The organism is Pseudoalteromonas shioyasakiensis, from assembly GCA_013391845.1.
Lineage (GTDB): Bacteria > Pseudomonadota > Gammaproteobacteria > Enterobacterales > Alteromonadaceae > Pseudoalteromonas > Pseudoalteromonas apostichopi.
On sequence record CP058414.1, the window covers coordinates 3,071,598 to 3,088,171 of the forward strand.

13 protein-coding genes are annotated in these 16,574 nt (G+C 42.1%); 4 read left to right on the forward strand and 9 right to left on the reverse strand.

The window, feature by feature from the left end; genetic code table 11:
• Window positions 1-99: 99 nt before the first annotated feature.
• Window positions 100-648, forward strand: a complete 549-nt coding sequence (locus HYD28_14095) for a hypothetical protein (protein ID QLE09993.1) — start codon at window positions 100-102, stop codon at window positions 646-648.
• Here the strand turns inward: HYD28_14095 and HYD28_14100 are convergent.
• The 3 genes from HYD28_14100 to HYD28_14110 all read right to left on the reverse strand — a co-directional run bounded on the left by HYD28_14100 (window position 645) and on the right by HYD28_14110 (window position 4,093).
• On the reverse strand, window positions 645-1,550 hold the full coding sequence (locus tag HYD28_14100) for a tetratricopeptide repeat protein (protein QLE09994.1): 906 nt from the start codon (window positions 1,548-1,550) through the stop codon (window positions 645-647). The two genes, HYD28_14095 and HYD28_14100, sit on opposite strands and share 4 nt — an antisense overlap.
• Before the next feature lie 67 nt (window positions 1,551-1,617).
• Window positions 1,618-2,355 carry a hypothetical protein gene (locus HYD28_14105; protein ID QLE09995.1) on the reverse strand — a complete coding sequence of 246 codons (738 nt, stop codon included), beginning with the start codon at window positions 2,353-2,355 and terminating at the stop codon, window positions 1,618-1,620.
• A 94-nt stretch (window positions 2,356-2,449) separates the two neighbouring features.
• Complete coding sequence (locus HYD28_14110) at window positions 2,450-4,093, reverse strand: amidohydrolase family protein (GenBank protein ID QLE09996.1); 1,644 nt, start codon at window positions 4,091-4,093, stop codon at window positions 2,450-2,452.
• Window positions 4,094-4,200: 107 nt separating this feature from the next.
• Here HYD28_14110 and HYD28_14115 point away from each other — a divergent pair, with 107 nt between their 5' ends.
• The gene (locus HYD28_14115) at window positions 4,201-5,100 is read left to right on the forward strand and encodes a LysR family transcriptional regulator (GenBank protein ID QLE09997.1); all 900 of its coding nucleotides are present in this window, start codon (window positions 4,201-4,203) and stop codon (window positions 5,098-5,100) included.
• Here HYD28_14115 and HYD28_14120 read toward each other — a convergent pair.
• The 3 genes from HYD28_14120 to HYD28_14130 form a co-directional block, all read right to left on the reverse strand.
• Window positions 5,097-6,449, reverse strand: a complete 1,353-nt coding sequence (locus HYD28_14120; protein QLE09998.1) for a magnesium transporter — start codon at window positions 6,447-6,449, stop codon at window positions 5,097-5,099. The two genes, HYD28_14115 and HYD28_14120, sit on opposite strands and share 4 nt — an antisense overlap.
• A 150-nt stretch (window positions 6,450-6,599) precedes the next feature.
• A complete protein-coding gene (locus tag HYD28_14125; protein QLE09999.1) occupies window positions 6,600-7,598 on the reverse strand; it encodes an AraC family transcriptional regulator ligand-binding domain-containing protein in 999 nt (332 codons plus the stop codon).
• Entirely contained in the window at window positions 7,582-8,499 is a 918-nt protein-coding gene (locus HYD28_14130; GenBank protein QLE10000.1) for a GGDEF domain-containing protein, read from the reverse strand. Before HYD28_14130 ends, HYD28_14125 begins: the two co-directional genes overlap by 17 nt.
• Window positions 8,500-8,783: 284 nt before the next feature.
• Between HYD28_14130 and HYD28_14135 the strand changes: the two genes are divergently transcribed.
• Both HYD28_14135 and HYD28_14140 read left to right on the forward strand, forming a co-directional pair.
• Window positions 8,784-11,084 carry a TonB-dependent receptor gene (locus tag HYD28_14135; protein QLE10001.1) on the forward strand — a complete coding sequence of 767 codons (2,301 nt, stop codon included), beginning with the start codon at window positions 8,784-8,786 and terminating at the stop codon, window positions 11,082-11,084.
• A 58-nt stretch (window positions 11,085-11,142) separates the two neighbouring features.
• Window positions 11,143-13,083: a phytase gene (locus HYD28_14140; GenBank protein ID QLE10002.1), complete on the forward strand. Its 1,941-nt coding sequence runs from the start codon at window positions 11,143-11,145 to the stop codon at window positions 13,081-13,083.
• A 58-nt stretch (window positions 13,084-13,141) separates the two neighbouring features.
• Here the strand turns inward: HYD28_14140 and HYD28_14145 are convergent, their stop codons facing one another.
• From HYD28_14145 to HYD28_14155, 3 genes are all read right to left on the reverse strand, one after another.
• The gene (locus HYD28_14145) at window positions 13,142-14,728 is read right to left on the reverse strand and encodes an L-lactate permease (protein QLE10003.1); all 1,587 of its coding nucleotides are present in this window, start codon (window positions 14,726-14,728) and stop codon (window positions 13,142-13,144) included.
• Between the two features lie 94 nt (window positions 14,729-14,822).
• Window positions 14,823-15,407: a DedA family protein gene (locus HYD28_14150; protein QLE10004.1), complete on the reverse strand. Its 585-nt coding sequence runs from the start codon at window positions 15,405-15,407 to the stop codon at window positions 14,823-14,825.
• 59 nt (window positions 15,408-15,466) lie between these two features.
• Complete coding sequence (locus HYD28_14155) at window positions 15,467-16,375, reverse strand: GGDEF domain-containing protein (GenBank protein ID QLE10005.1); 909 nt, start codon at window positions 16,373-16,375, stop codon at window positions 15,467-15,469.
• Between the last annotated feature and the right edge of the window lie 199 nt (window positions 16,376-16,574).

Genomic DNA, 16,574 nt, shown 5'->3' on the forward strand with positions numbered 1-16,574 from the left:
ACTATAATCTCAAAAATAATTAAAAAAATTTTCGGATAGATAAACTATATGCAAACTTGTTGCGACTAACTAAATAACATAACCCATTAGGACATCATTATGAATTTAGTACGCATCAGCGCAAGTGCACTCTTAATCACAGCCACTACTGCCTGTATTGGCCTCTCAAATGCCAGTACAACAAGCAACCAAAACGATTATCGTGTTATTACTTTTAAAGATTGCAAAAAGGTAAGCGAAAGCACCCTCAATAACGAACAGATTGCTGCATACCTAGAGCTTGAACGTGAGCAGGTAAAACTAGAAGCGCTAGAACAACCAATTAGTGACATAGAACTACAAGTCACTGAGTACTCTGAGCAAATAGAAGCGATCACCGACGAAGCAGTTATTGAAGACGAGAACCACTTGCGAATTAATAAAAGCTTATTAAAAGAGCAAGATAAGCTGGCTAAAGAACTAAATAAACTTATGGCCGCTCATGATGCCGATTTTAAAGCACTAGAACAGCAAGCAAAGTTAATCGAACATGCCGCTAAACAATTTGATAAAACAATGAAGCCTTTGATGGAACAAGGTGAGTCAACCCATCTACAAATTTTAGCGCCGGGTGAAGACGAAAAGCCTGGGTGTTTTTACAATATCTAAAGTACATTAGCGAGATGTGCATAAAGTTTCGCATGTGATTGCCGTATGTCTTCTTTATGCACTTGCTTAAACCATTTTAATGCTTGATCTTGCTTTCCTGCTTGCCAATTGATTTCAGCTAAGCGTAACTTATAAATAGCTATCACATTTCGATCTGAGTCTGAATTCATGTACTTAAGAGACTGTACATAAACTTCATCTGCTTGAGCATAATTTGCCAAAAGTTGATGGGTGCGAGCTAAGTTACCTAAAGCCACAGAGATTTTGCGGTTATGATTGGTTTTTAAAATCCAATCGGCTGCGATTTTTCGGTTTGCAAGCGCACCGTCTACATCACCTAATGAGTGAAAAACATTCGCTTTATTCGACGCAAGTTCAAAGTGAAAAATAGGATCTTTGCTTTTGCCAAAGCGGCGCTCTGCCCTATCAAGAATTTGCAGTGCTGTTTCCTTGTTACCAAACACATATTGCAAATTAGCCAGCTCGACCATGCGCATAGGGTTACCAAAGGAGTCGAAGATTGCTTGCAGTTTTTCAAATGCTTTTTTGGCATATTTACGGCCTGTTTCAAAGTCGCCTAAATAATGCATTGATTTTGCGTAGTAAAAGTAAACTTGAACTTGAAAAACGACTGGTAACTCTTCACTCGCAACAAAAGGCTCAGTGCTATCTTTCAAAATCTCATATTCCATCTTATCGTAGAAATAATCAAACTGATAAGATTTAATCTCATACCAATGTGCAGAGCCAAGCTCACTGCTTGCAAGCTGTTGGTTAATGTAATCTAAGCAACTAATTTGTGACTGTTGCTCACAAAACATTTCATGATCACTAAAGTTTTCAGAGGCGCTGGCATTAAGACTAGATAATCCTAGTAATAACAAAGCTAACTTTTTCTTCATTCACAACTTTCTCAGTGATAATTCACTCAGAAAACTAACAAAATTTAATACTTTATAACAGTATTTTTTAATTAAATTGATAATTGTAACCAAATGCTAGGTTTTGATCTGAGCCATAATCACTGTCTTCTGTTGCGGCAAATACCTTGAAACTTTGTTTTTTATCAAATTGATAACTTGCACCAATGGCAGCGAAATAACCTGAATAATCATTAGAGCCTACAGAATAAGCTGCGGCTGCCATTACTGTCCATTTTTCAGATAAGGGTTTTAAAGCAAAAGCGCCTAAGTACCCACCATCACTGCTGTTTGGAATCAACACCCAACCTTCTGAACCAGTGATTACTGTAGTTAAACACGCCCCCTGTCCTGCTAAACAAGCAATTTCACCATCAACATGGCTATAACCACCCATAGCGAAAATTTGCCAACCATAGGGCGCAATATCAAAGTAAGTCAGTGGCATAAAGGTGCCAACGCTATAGGTTGTACGCTCAGCTCCTTGATCATAACGTTGTTTGCCAAAGTTAAAATTAACAATGCCAATATCAAATAGCCACGAGCCACCAACACGCCACTCATCACCATTAGCACTCACACTAGCATTAAGCTTTTTTACAGCACCCAAACTCAGCGAACCGGTGATCCTTAATTCATCTGAGTAACTTGCACCAAACTGAGTGACGACCTTGGTGGGATCTTCACTCAGTTTAGCAGGTTCGCCTACTGCGGTTTGTGCTGCAGATGCGCTGAACACAGAAACTACGGATAAAGCGGCGAGTACTCCTTTATTACCTAATGCCATATTAACGTCCTTTTAGTTTGACACAGTCACCATTCATAATAACTGTGTATTAGGTAAAGAAAAGTGTTTGTTTTTTGTTCACAAACATTATTCACTACAACGCAGCGATACACTCCACCTCAACCTTTGCGCCCAGTGCTAAGCCACTGGCTGCAAATGCGCTTCTAGCAGGTAATTTAGTAAAAAATGGCGTGTAGGCTTGATTGGCTAAAGGCCAGTCTTGTATATCTGCCAACATAAGGGTGCATTTAACAACATCGTTAAAATCTAAATTGTGATCTTGCAAAACAAAGCCAATGTTTTTCATCGCCTGCGTCATTTGGGTGCTGATGTCATTGCCAGCCAAAGCCATAGTGGTTGGCAAGTTGCCTAATTGCCCCGATAAAAATAATAACCCCGCCGCTTCACGGGCCATCACAAACGGTAATTTTTCATTATCACCCAAGTGGATAAATTGGCCATTTTTAATCACATGAACAATGTTTTGGCTATTGGTAATCTCGTTACTTGGATCTCTGCTAAGCACCACAAGATTCGCCGTTTTACCTGCCTTTATCGAACCTGTTTTTTTCTCAATGCCAATCACTTTTGCACCATTAATGGTTGCAGCCTGTAGAGCTTCTAAAGGCGTTAAACCTGCCCGTTCAACTAATAACTGCATTTCATGGTGGACCATAGGCGTTACAGTATTAAACCTGTCACTAGTCACATCGGTACCTGCTGCTATAGTCACACCGGCTTGATGAGCCAACTGTGTAAACAGCCCGCCCCACTCATTGAGCAATAACCCTTTTTCACCACGAGAGGCTTTGGTTTTATCAAATACCGTTAGGGTCGAGTCTAGAATAGTGTCCTTTTTTTTCATCTGCTTTATTAATGTTTGATAAGCTTCTAGTTGCTTTGCATCGCTTTTTTGCTGTTCTGTTAAGGCAACATTTTTACGGCGCATATCATAGAAATTCTCAATAACTTGCGCAGCAAAATCAGCAGCATGTGAAATTGTTTCAACACCACCATTAACCGCTTCAAGCGGTGTTGCTGGGCCAATAAAAGCATGCGACCATACCTTGAGGTCATGTTTCTTAGCAGCTTGAGATAACTTTGCTACCACTGCCCCTGGCACATTTGCATAAATTTTGATGCCGGTTGCCCCCAGCCCTTTGCTACGCAGCATAATGGCATCAAAGTCACTGTTTTCATCAACGGCTCGCATCCAATCCACAGTGCCCGGGATTTCACCTTTTGCAGAGGCGACTGTGCGGGGGTCAGAAAAGAACGCTTTACCACCAATAATCACAGAATAATAAATATCCGGTGATTGAATAATATCGTTATCGGCTCGTCTTTTAAGTGAGCTCAAAGCGCGGGTATCGCCGCCCATATCGCGCACACTTGTCACACCCCCCTGTAAAAGCTGACGCAAGCGAGTGCGCGTGATTTCATCGTTATCTGAATCATCAGGTGATGTAGCATGGTGCACATGCGTATCGATTAAACCGGGTATTACATACTTACCTGCTAAATCGATTTTAATGACATCGTCGGCAAAGCGACGATAGCTTGCAGGAACAATTTGTTTGATTTTGTCATCTTCTATGATGATGGTTTGTGCTTCATTAACCGACAGTGCTTCCACGTCGATTAGGTTAACATTTTGTAATGCAATGGTTTGAGCCACCACCGACGACGATAAACCCAATGCAATGCTGGCAAGTAATGTGTTGATACCCGATTTCATGATCACCTCTTATTCTTGTTCTAGCTATCAACTTACACCTGAATTGCTTGGTTTTACATCTCACAAAAGTTTATAGTGTATAAACTTATAGTTTAAAAATAATAACAATGAACAAACTAGAAGCCGTCAGAGCCTTGTGCTTAGTCGCTGAATATCAGAGCTTTACTCAAGCTGCTAAGCAAATGCAGCTCTCTACCACCATGGTTAGCCGCTATGTAAAACAGTTAGAGCAAAACTTAGGCTGCTTGCTGTTAAAGCGGAACACCCGCAAAGTGTGTTTAACCGATGCAGGCCAGAGTTATGTACTGCAAATGAAGCCTTTAATTAATAAATTTAATGAAGTTGATGAAGAGCTTAGTGCGCTTAGCCAAGTGCCTAGCGGCAAGCTTGCTATTTCAACTAGTATAGAATTTGGCTGTCAATATTTAGCACCTTTAGTCAGTCAATATCAGTGCGCTTTTCCCGGTGTGAAATTAGATATTGTACTGTCTAATACGCCTGTTGATTTATTTGATAGCCAAATTGACTTAGCATTTAGAATTGCCCCTTCATTACCAGATGCCAGCCACATAGCGCAAACTGTTTGCCACTCATCATTATCTTTGTGGGCAAGCCCTGCATATTTAAAAAACCATGGCGTTCCAAAAGATATAGCAGCCTTATCTGAGCATAGATTACTGTTTTTCAACCATCATATTCGTAATGAACAATGGATATTTTGGGTAGATGGCCAGCATGTTTGCCGCAAGTTTAATTGGGCAATGACCTCAAATAATGGGCGATTTTTAAATGAAGCAGCGGCGGCCGGTGATGGGATAATTCAAGCACCCCGTTATTCAGTAGCCCCGTTTATAAAATCAGGTCAATTAGTTGAAGTGTTAGCAGAGCACACTTTAAAACCATTAACGATTGCTGCGGTTTATCCACATAGGTATGCGCTGTCAAATCGAGTTAAAACATTTGTTGAGCTGGCTAAACAGTATTTTAGCCAGCATCCGATCCCTTAAAGAAGTAGCAAGCTACCTAAACCTAGGAAGGTGACAAAGCCGACGATGTCGGTGACTGTGGTAAGGATCACAGAGCCAGAAAGGGCTGGATCGATTTTAAGCTTATCTAAAATCGATGGGATCACTACTCCTGATAACGAAGCAGCAACTAAGTTAAGTAAGATAGCGATAGTAATGGTTACACTTAACATGCCATCGTTGAACCAGAAATAAGTGAGTACACCAATTACAAAGGCCCAAACACAGCCATTTAGCGCGCCCACTCTAAGCTCTTTTTTCAACAGCGCTCTACGGTTGGAGTCGGTAACCTGACCAAGCGCTAAACCGCGCACAATCACCGTTAACGTCTGACTACCCGCAATACCTCCCATAGAAGCGACAACAGGCATTAGTACCGCCAGCGCAACCACTTGTTCGATAGTTGCACCAAACAAACCGATAAACCAAGAGGCTAAAAATGCCGTTGCTAGGTTAATACCAAGCCAAATACCGCGGTTTTTTGCCGACTTAGTGACGCTTGAGAACAGATCCTCGTCTTCACGTAGACCACCGGCTTTTGCAGCGGCTTCGTCGGTGACTTCTTGACGCAATTCATAAGCTGATGACACTGATAATCGGCCTAATAGTTTGTTGTCGGCATTCACAACTGGCATCGCCATTTGTTCACTATGAATAACCACTTCAGCCGCTTCGTATAGGTCGTCATCAGCATGCAATGCCGACACATCAAGGTTCGCGTAATCCAGCAGGCTGTCGCTATCATTGGCTTTAAATAACGCATTAATTGCCACTTCACCAATGAGAGTGCCCTTACGGCTGACTAGATAAATCACCTCGGTATACTGCGGTAAACCTTTTTGAAAAATTTTACGCGCGCCAGCCACGGTGAGTTTTTCTGACACTTTTAGCGCATCAAAATCGAGCCAGTGACCTAACTGCTCTGGATTATATTGCTGTGCAAGGTCGTACTGCTTTGTTTGAACTTCATCAAGTTGTCTGCGTGCATAATCAACAAAGCGCTCAGGAATAATTTCTTCAAGTTCAAGTAGCTCTTCTACACTGACTTCGTCAAGTAGCTTAAAGCCAGCGGCTTCTTCTAGACTTTGCAATAACCAGCGGCAACTATCCCCCCCTAAGTTAATGAAGATTTCATGCTGGGTATCTTCATCAAGTAATTGCCAAATTTCTAAGCGCTGCTCTTTGGGTAACGCTTCAAACAATAACGATAAATGCTCGGTAGAAAGCTTTTCTTTAGCATCAGCAAGTAACTTATTTTTGCGCGTTGTGGTGTCACACTGAAGCAAGTCATCAATTAACTGGGGAAGTTGGTCAACAGGATACTCAATCATTTGAGACCTCGGTTAATTACATCAATAACAATAGTCTAACGCAGCTTGAGAAAAATAACTGCCTAGGAATTGATATATTTTTATCTACACTTCATCCGTAATAAAGATGTACATAAAACCTTTTCTCCCTAAGTAGAGAATAAAAAATAATTACCCCTTTAATTGACTTGGCGTAAGCCCAGTCCAGCGTTTAAACGCTCGTCTGAAATTAGCAATATCATAAAATGATAAGCGCATGGCGACTTGCTCATTGCACTGCTCACGCATGGCAAGCAGGTAAATCGCTTTACGCTTACTTTGCTCATCATACAAAGTAGAAAAACGCACGCCATGAGCTTTTAGTTTACGCTTGAAAGTTGCGGGGCTCATGGCAAATTGACTGGCTACTTGTTCTAAATTTAAGGCCGGATTTTGATAAATTAACCGGCTTACTGCTTCCACAAAAGTGCTGTTGGCAGAACTTAATGCCGCTAGTTGCGAGTTAATTTGTGAAAACCTAAAGCTACTAAACGCCGGATTAGTAAGCCTAAGCGCTTGTTTATTCAAAATCCAACGAGTTATTGGCTTTTCAAAGGCGACTTTAAGGCCTAAATGTTGTTCGTATTCTTGGCTATGTCTGGCTCGTTTGTAGGCAAATTCGAACTGACAAGGTACCCGCTCACCCGCCACTTTTTTAAGGATTTGATAAAAAGCGGCGCTGTAAATCTCCATAACATACTGGCTTATTTCATCATCCAAACCTACTGCGTTTTGCAGCACAATGTAATACTGCTCGTTATGTACATAACTATAACTAAATAACAAAGGTGCCAGTTGCATGCGCAAATTGTGTAACTGCTTTAAAGCTTGCCCAATATGCTCTGCATGTAACACGCCTTGGGCGGCAACAGAGGTATCGTTTGCTAGTTGACTGCCTAATAAAAAGCCGCTGTCGGCTGATTTCATCAATTGCTTAAACTGCGTTAATAAGCGCACTTGCTGCGAGATACTAAACTGATGCTGCACACTCATTAAGTCTTGCTCAAACACCCCTGTGCCTCTGAGTAACTTATGTAGTGCAATGCCGCGGCTTAAGGCCAGCTCCACCAGCGTGGTGATCAGTCCCTGTGCGGTGAGGTATTTGTCATCTTGATTAAGATACGGCTTCACAATGGCTGACTCTTTGTTGTTTTTGTTGTTGTAACTTAGCGTGTAAACGCGAGCTTAAACTTTGTGGCGTATCGCCTTGAACACTGCCTACTAAGGCCGCTGTTACATCTTGAAACTTAGCGTGTTTTTCGCCTTCGACCTTAAATGCACAATGGTTCAGCGCCGAGGTAATTTGCGCCAGCAGTTCTTTCGCTTGTACTGCGCTGGTATTTGGCATCAGCACCATAAAGCAGTCTCCCGCGTAGCGGCACACTACATCGGTAAGACGGCAATTCATCAATAAAAGCTCGCTCACTTCACCTAGTAAGCGGTCGCCTTCGATAAAGCCAAATTCAGCGTTAAAATCAGCAAAACCGCGAATATCAATGGCGGCCAATTGCAACGGTTGTGGTTCATTCAACTGCTCTTTTAATACCGCTTGTAAATAATCAGCCTTATAAAGTCCGGTGATTGAGCACACTAATTCATGCTCGCGATGCTGTGCTTCACGGCGCTTTAACTGCCTGTTAAGTACGTATTGTTCTTGGTGCCATTGATACAAGCCAAGGCTTGTGAAAATCATGCCAATCGGCGCAGGCAATGATTCTATCCATGTGAGCCATGTATTGGTGGGTTGATGTAACCACTCATCAAATAAATCGAGGGAAGCTGAAAACATAAAAAGCCCAAGCCCAAGCACTAAAAAGCTTGTTACTTTCCCAGGCGGCCTTGAAATAAGCAGTGCAGCTATCCAAGTGAGTGTCATCAGTACAATGCCACCCTCGCCTAAAATATCTAACCAAGCTATATCCGCAAGAGGCTTTAATTCTCCTGCTTGCGCGCTTAGCAAAAACGCAATCACAAACAGAGCAATGACTGCATTGGTTAAAAATCGATGATGAGTAAAAGGGTTAAATCGCATTTTAGATACCTAACAATAATTCACGCTGCCATGCTAACCCGTTAGCGTTTTAAGCAGCAGGGTCATATTAGCTCAATGATGTGACAGCAAAACGACAGTCAAACCTTATTAAACCCCTTAAGCACTGTATTTACCTTAAAAAGATAGGGTTATTGCAGCTCAAAAGTGTTTTTAAAACCCTCTAATCACTTGTTTTTACTACCTGTTAGCGACTTTCTGTCACATTTGCGTCATTTAAGCTGCGTACTTTGCTCGTCAAACCAAGGACAACCAGGAGCAACCCCATGAAACAATTTAAAACGAAGGCGTTAGTTAGCGCCCTCGCCTTATGTCAATTTGCCGCTTACGCACAAGATGAGCAAAGCAGCGAAGAGAAAAAAGTAAAAGTCTCTGAAGAGCTTGTTGTATATGGCGAAATCGGTTATCGCAACCGCTCACAAGAGCTAGCACCGACGCTTGAATACTCACAAGAATACTTTCAGCGCTTTGAACCTCTTACTGCCGGTGATGCATTAAAACGTGTACCCAGTGTGACGTTTTTATCAGATGTTTTAGAGTCTGATGGCGCGCGTATGCGGGGCTTAAGCCCCGCTTACACTAAGGTCCTTATTAATGGTGAAGAAGTACCTGGTGCTGGTGCTGACCGCTCATTTTTTGTTGACCGTATTCCTGCTGAGCTAATTGAGCGTGTTGAAATTATTCGTGCTTCAAGTGCAAACCGCTCTGCAGATGCCATTGCCGGTACTCTAAACATTGTATTGCGTGACGGTTACAGCCTAGATGGTGGTTACCTACGTGCGGGTGGCCTGCGTTATGACGATGGCGAATTAAAAGAAAGCTTTGCCGGTGTTTACGGCACTGAGTTTGCTGGTGGCCGTTTGTTACTTGGCGCTAACTTACAAGGTCGTTATAACCCAAAACAGAAATCAAGCTTACGCTATGGCGACAGCCCTGAAAATAACGCCAATTACAAAACCGAAGAATTCGATAACCGCGAAGATCAATCAGATACTCGTGACGGTGACGATACTTCGCTAAATGCCAGCTACGAAATAGCCTTTGATGATGGCAGCAAGTTCGATATCAGCGCAATTTGGGTTGATACCGATCGAACTGAAGATGAGCGCTCATTCGAATATGATGACCCAACAGCAATCAATAACTCGATTGTTGAAGGCGGTAATCTTGAAACAGACAACGCCAATGTATCTTTCATCGATCAAACCAACTACAACATCAACTCAGGTTATGAGTTACCGCTCTTTGGTGGCACCAGTAAATTCAAGCTTGGTTTTGCAAGCTTTGAAGAGTCTGTTTACGAGCAAGAAGTAGAAATCGATACTTCTGAACTACCTATGGTGTTCGAGGAAGAAGAAGAAACCGTAGACCTTGATGACAAAGAATGGTCATTACAATGGCAACATAGCCTATTTGCAGGCGAGAACAAAACGATTCAATTCGGTGCCTTTGTACAAGGTAAAGAGCGAGATACCGCCGTCTATCAAGCCGAAGATGAAAGCGAACAAAGCTTTACAAGCTGGGATCAGTTCAGCAAAACACCACTGTCACTGGCAGGCTTTAACAACGAGTTTGAAGCAGCCGCTGGTGGTGTAAATAAACTCGAAGAAGACCGCCTCGATGTATTTGCATTAGTTAAGCACGAAGACCAAGACTTCTCGTGGGAGTTAGGTGTACGCTACGAAACAACCGACTCAACCATTACTGACAAAGCAGAAGGTGTGAGCGCTAAAAACGATTATGACTTTTTCTTGCCATCGGCACACTTACGCTACAACGTCTCAGAAAACGGCCGTGTGAGTGCCTCTGTAGCGCGTAGCTTACGTCGCCCTGATTTTGACTACATCACCCCCGCTCTACTTGAAAAAGAACTAGGCGATAACGATTTTTTAGGTAACCCAGACCTACAACCAGAATCATCGTGGGGTATGGACTTAGGTTATGAGTATCGCTTAGGTAAAAGCGGCGTCGTGGGTATCAATGTGTTCTACCGCGATGTCACTGATCTTATCGAAATTGCCAATACAGGCCAGCAAGGGTCAGAAGGTGATGGTACTTATATTTTGCAACCTCGTAACACCGGTGATGGCAATGTTCAAGGTATCGAGCTTGATTTATCAACCCCGTTAAGCGCTATTAGCATGCCAAACACAGGAGTATTCTTTAACTACTCATGGCTCGATTCAGAAGTAGATGACACCTTTGGTAGCCGTAAATTCAACGACCAATCTGACTACGTATTTAACGTTGGTTTTATTCAAGACCTGCCTGATTTAGGCGCTTCATTCGGTGCAACTTACCGTAAACAAGGTGATGCTTATGGCCGCATCGTAGGTGAAGAAGTAACCACACACTACGGCGCAGACCTTGAAGTATTCGTAGAAAAACGCTGGCAAGACGTCACGCTTCGTTTAGTAGGTTCAAACCTACTAGATGCAAGTAAAGACGAAACCTTTAACAAGTTCGACACCGTTGATGACCAAATCAACCGCGACTTTGACGAGTATGAACTGGAGTCTGAAGAAGCAGGCCCTGTTATTCAGTTAATGCTGCGCTACGCATTTTAATACACAAAAGAGTTATTAAGGCAGCGCATTGCTGCCTTGTTTTATATTTGGGGATCCCATGAATTTTACAAAACCACTTAACCTTGTAGCCAGTGCAGTGATGCTAAGCACCCTAGCAGCCTGTAGCCAAACAACAGCGACCGAGGCGCCAAGTAAAAACCAATTAACAGCCTTTGGCACAACTGAAAATATGCAAGGCTCACAAGCAGCAGCCCTTGCTGATGACGCTTGGTTATTGAGCTCACAAAGCCAAGGCTTACAACTCATTGATGCCACAGGTAAACAGCACGCATTACAAAAAGGTAATTTCGAAGCGCTCTCTGTTAAAGCAATCAACAAAGATAGTTACCTTGTTGCCAGCATCGATAACGAAGCTGACCAAGCAGTCATTTTTAGCTTACAAAAAGCACCAAAATGGCAGTTAACCGAAATTAGCCGTATCAGCCCACCTAAAGCAAAACCTGAGGCTGTGTGCTTATTTGCTAACCCGACAACTCAAGCTGTGTCAGCATTTGTGGCTGATGCCCGCGGCCTTATCCGCGAGACTTTAGTGTTTGATATTGCAAACAAACGCGCATTAAACCTTGAATTACGCGAGTTTGCCGGTGTAAGTGAAACATCAGGCTGCGCGGTTGATGATAACAGCAAAACCCTTTACCTAAGTGAAGGTGAGCTAGGCATTTGGCAAATTAACGCAGATGCAGAATCTCGGGCTGATAAAAAGCCCATTGCTATGATGTCGCCATTTGGCAGCTTAGCGCCTGAAGTTGGCGGTTTAAGCACATCAGATGATGGCAGCTTATGGTTCACCACTTCTGAAGATAACCAATTACATCGCTACGAAAGCAATACTAAACGTTTTAGCAGCTGGCAATTTGCTGGAGAACTGGCAATTGAATCTGCCGCAGTGCGCTTTAATAATAATCAAGCTGACATCGTGTTATACGATGATGAATCTGGTCATTATGTAAAAGGTCAAATCGAGGGCCAAACCCAGAGACAAGCTAAGCTAAAAAATAGCGCTAAAACAACTGCTGTTACTTACATTAATGCACAAGCGCAAACCGATGCAGTACGTGCTTTTGGTGATGCCGCCGATGATCCTGCAATTTGGATAAACCCAAGCAATGCAGCAAAAAGCCTGATTTTAGGCACCGATAAACGTCGTGGTTTAATGGTGTATGACCTTACTGGCAAAGAGCTACAAGCGCTAGAAACTGGCCGTTTAAATAATGTTGATGTGCGCCAACATGCAAGTATCAACAACGCAACGAATACGTGGATTGCTGGCAGTAACCGTACTCATAACAGCATCAGTGTTTACAGCGTCGATACTCACAATCAGGTGCAACATATTGCAGAGCTGCCAACGACTCTAAAAGAAATTTACGGTATGTGTATGTACTCATCAAACACAGGCAACTATGTGTTTATGAATGATAAGTCAGGTCTGTTTCAGCAATACAAACTAACTGGTAATAATGAGAGCGTATCAGCACAACTAGTCCGCGAATTTAGTGTTCCAAGCCAACCTGAAGGTTGCAGTGCAGATGATAAAACCGCACAGCTATTTTTAGGTGAAGAAGACGAAGGTATTTGGTTTATTGGTGCTGAGCCTACAGCAGAAAATAAACCTGTAATGCTACAAACCGTGAACGATATGCTGGTGGATGATGTAGAAGGCATGGAAATCTACCACGCTAAAGATGCCCGTTATTTAGTGGTTTCTAGCCAAGGTGATTACAGCTATGTGCTTTATAAAATTATCGATGGCAATCCCCCTAGCCTTGAGTTTGCGGGTAAATTTGCAATTAGCAATAACCTAGAGTTAGCAATCGATGGCGTATCAGAAACCGATGGCCTAACGGTGACACCGGCTGCGCTACCAGGCTACCCTGAAGGGGTGCTAATTGTGCAAGATGGTTACAACCGTATGCCACAGGCACCGCAAAACTTTAAGATTATTGACTGGCGCGAAGTAAAAAAAGCCATTCAATAAATTACTCCGTAAAGGTGCTCGGTTTATCTGGGCACCTTTTTTATCTGAACATGTTTAATCAGTAAAATAGATAACTAAAGCCCCCTACTATTGCACCGTAAATTAGCATAGGCAAAAAGGTTTTCTTAAGCACTGGCCCTTCTTGATTATTAACTCCAACAATACTGGCTACAGCAATAATATTGCTAATGCAGATCATGTTCCCCATAGCCGCACCCGTTGATTGCAACGCAAGCACTAAAGTTTCTGATAAGCCCACTTGCTCTGCTATGCCATATTGAATACCGCCAAAGGTAAGATTAGACACCGTTGCCGAGCCCGAAAAGAAAGTCCCGAGCGCCCCCAAATATGAGGCAAATAATACCCAATGTTCACCACTTACATTAGCAAAGGTGCTCGCCATATAAAATATGGGCGCATTATGGCCACCTTGCATTAAAACATTAACCATCACCAGCGCCCCAATTAAGGCAATACATGGCAGAGCAATACGCCCTAAGGTATCGGTGCACATCTGTTTAACTTGTAGCTTGCTCATTTTAAGTAACGGTACACAGATCAGCACAACCAATACAAACGGGATCAAGGCCGGTACAAATAAGGTTTTATACGACCACCCCACTGACGTACCAAATATTTCGTGTAATGAAAGGATTAGGGCTTTACTTAATTCAAATTGAGCGAAGCCCAAATGCATGCTTATCCAGAGTGTTTCGTCGTTAAGCAATGCTTTAATGCCTAGCTGATGAATACGGGTTATGACCAGCACAACAATTAACAGTAATAACGGGAATAAAGCTAAAAACAGCGCTTTTGGTGTGAGCTCAACCTTGCCTTTCATGCTTTGTATATTTACAGCTGAGTTATCTAACCCCACTCCCTTATTCGCTAAAAAGATAGTGAGCAATAGCCCCACTGCACCGCCAATCAGTGATGGAAACTCATAATTCCACTGGGCAAACAACCAATAAGGTAATACACATGAAAACACACTTAAATAAATGAACACACTATTTTTACGAACCGTTTTCAGTGGCTGCACAATACACAGCGCAATCATAGGAATTACCAAAGCAGCAACAACATGACAAAGTGCCGTCCATCTTGAGATAGCGAGCACTTGTTCATCATCTAATTGTAGCGCCGAGAAACCAAACCAAGTAGGCGTGCCAACAGCCCCAAAAGACACGGGAATCGAGTTTAGAATCAAAGTAAAAACAATCACTTTAAAAGGCGAGAAACCAAGTCCGACCAAAATAGGTGCAGCGATGGCCGCTGGCGTACCAAACCCAGATGCGCCTTCGAGCATAAATGCAAATGCCCAACCTATGATCATCAACTGTGCAACCTGATTACTGCTAATAGATTCGAGCCAATGTTTAATCGTGGTTTCGGCTCCAGATATTGCCAACATGCGATTAAGTAAAATAGCCCCAGCAATAATCGAAATAGGCGTCATGACAGACAATACACCGGCAAACGAATTTGCAAGCAATAGCCGTAAATCAGCTTGAAAGTAAAACAGTTGCAGTAAAGCAGCGAGTAGCGCCGTTATTGGTAAGGCAATATAGGAAGCGATGGGGCTGCGATTTACCATCATCCAGATCAGCACCAAAATAGGTAGTGCAGCCACTAGGGTATTCATGGGTCATCCTGTTGTTTTTATTAAGCGCTTTCCTTAATTCAAAGTATAGACAGGATAATCATAATCAGTATTTTTTATTTGTTAAATGAGTGTATTAAATAAGTGTACTGAGCCACCAAAGTAACAGTACTAACACAGAAATAGCGACTAACGCTTTGGTTTTGTGCTTTTGAATAATTCGCTCAGCCTGATTACCCGCGTAATACACAACCGCGGCAAGGGCAAAGTACCGGATTGAACGAGCAATGACCGTTGCCAGTAAAAATAGAAAAATTGAATACTTAGTTGCTCCAGCTGCAAGCATGGCAATTTGAAATGGAATAGGAACGATGCCGAGCGTCAGTACAAACCAAAAGCCTTGTGCTTGCATTTTTTGTTTAACTTGCTCAAATTGCTCTGGGTTTGAGAAGGTATTAATAACCCAATCCCCAACCACATCAAATAGATAATAGCCGAGGGCATAACCAAAAATAGCGCCGACAATACAGCCAATCGTCGCCATTAATGCAATTAACCAAAGCTTTTCACGACGGGCTTGCATTAACGGAACAAGTACAGCTTCAAGAGGTATTGGCACTATGGTTGACTCTAAAAATGATGCCACCGTAATCGATTTAAGCATATGTTTTGAGTCGATAAACTGCCGTGTTTTTTGCTTAAGCTTTTTAGCAATCGCCATTATTCATCCTTAATTTTTTTGTTGCGTTTTAGATTACAACAAAAACCCTTAACCGTACCTTACGGATTATGAATATAACGGCTACGACCTTGGTTTTTAGCCAAATAAAGCGCCTGATCGGCACGCTTCATAGTATTGCTAAACGTTTCTGTAGTACGTTTAATTGCTGACCCCACACTTACGCTGAGCGTTTTACTAGGAGTAACCAAAACGTTACTTGCCATACATAGCAGTTGTTGACAGGTCTGGCTCAATATTACGCGATCATCAGTTGGTACGTATAAAGCAAACTCTTCTCCACCTATACGTGCAAATAAAATAGTTTGCTCTAATGCCTTGTGGCACTGCAGCACAAAATCAACCAGTACCTGATCACCCACATCATGGCCGTACTCATCATTTATCGCTTTAAAATGATCAATATCTACAATCACAATACTAAATGGTCGGTCTTGATTCTGTTGTACATAGTGATAAAAATATCGGCGGTTATAAGCCTTAGTAAGCACATCGGTTTTAAGCTCTTCCTCTAGCTGTTCACGAGTTTTTGCTAAATCTGACAATACTAAAAACAAACCAAAACCAGTGACCAACATACCAATCGTTCGACTAATATCTTCAATATAAATCCCAACCCAGATAGGTTGGAACACTAGCTCATCAAGAAAGTCAAAAGTCAGCCCAACACTCCACAAAAAAATACCAATACTTAAAAATATATAGCTTCTTTTTGCAACTACCGATGTTTGTACAAAAGCGAACATACATATGAGGATCAGTAAATTAATCGCATCTGTTAATACGCCATTGAGGTAGATATCATTTTCTAATCGATAAAAATGGTAGAGGTATATCACCACAATCATTAGTAATGACATAATAAACACGCTGATAAATAACTGCTTTATAACTAGCGGTACTGAACTTAACTCAGCTTTCACTTTGATTGTTGGGGGTTGTTTACTCATAAGAGATCACGACAACTTACTGCAATTGAACCAACATTAGCAAAGCGTGTTTAAAAGTACATGGCAAAGCGCCTGTGAATTTCAAAAACCAGCATTTTGACTGAAGAACTCAGCCTAAAAACAACCCCTTTTGCTCAGTAAAAAGTTCTACATTTACGCTATTTTCTGATAAATATCGCATTTCTGGCATCATTTTTTT